1 pseudogene is annotated in these 642 nt (G+C 41.5%); it reads left to right on the forward strand.

Annotated features, from left to right (window positions below):
* Nucleotides 1–131 (forward strand): annotated as a pseudogene (locus D8792_RS11820) (DUF5085 family protein); the annotation flags it as partial.
* Between the last annotated feature and the right edge of the window lie 511 nt (nt 132–642).

Genomic DNA, 642 nt, shown 5'->3' on the forward strand with positions numbered 1-642 from the left:
CGAAAGAAGCTTATGCGCGTTTACTATGGACATTGGAACAGAATGACCAAGAACTAAATACCCCTTTTTATCATATCTTACAGACTGAGGGTGCAGGTCGTGTAACTGTATTGATTGGTTATGCGTACTAATGAATGAAACAAGTGCTTTATACCAAACTTCTTTAGCTCGAGTAGGAGTAGAAGAGGATAAAGGCTCTATCTTGGAGCAAGTTGGTCATTCNTTGGTCAGTCAAGGTGATGCTTTCCGTAGACTTCAGTTGGTGCTTCTCAAGAACGAGTCTTTTTATAGTTATAATAGTCTGCTTGGTACATCTGTGACGATGAAGCTTGATTGGGAAAAAGAGGAAGTGACTCTAACTTACTTAGATTCAGAGCTCATTTTGTCAATGGAAGACTTTCGGATTTGGCTAGCCTACACCGATTTGCTCTTGTCTCCCATTCTTCCTTTAGGTACCTTGGTAGAGTTAGATCGCGAGTTGCTTCCAGAAGAGCTGGTGTCTGAGATGGAGAAAGCTAAAGTCCCTTTTATGGCGATGATTATGGGACGCAGACTGCTTTCTGATCCAGATGATCGGGAATATATTGATTATCTAGCCAGCATCTATCCCTATGGTCTAAGGTTAGATGTAGACCCTTTGTT

The sequence above is a fragment of the Streptococcus cristatus genome (assembly GCF_003943505.1).
In the GTDB taxonomy this organism is placed as follows: domain Bacteria; phylum Bacillota; class Bacilli; order Lactobacillales; family Streptococcaceae; genus Streptococcus; species Streptococcus cristatus_E.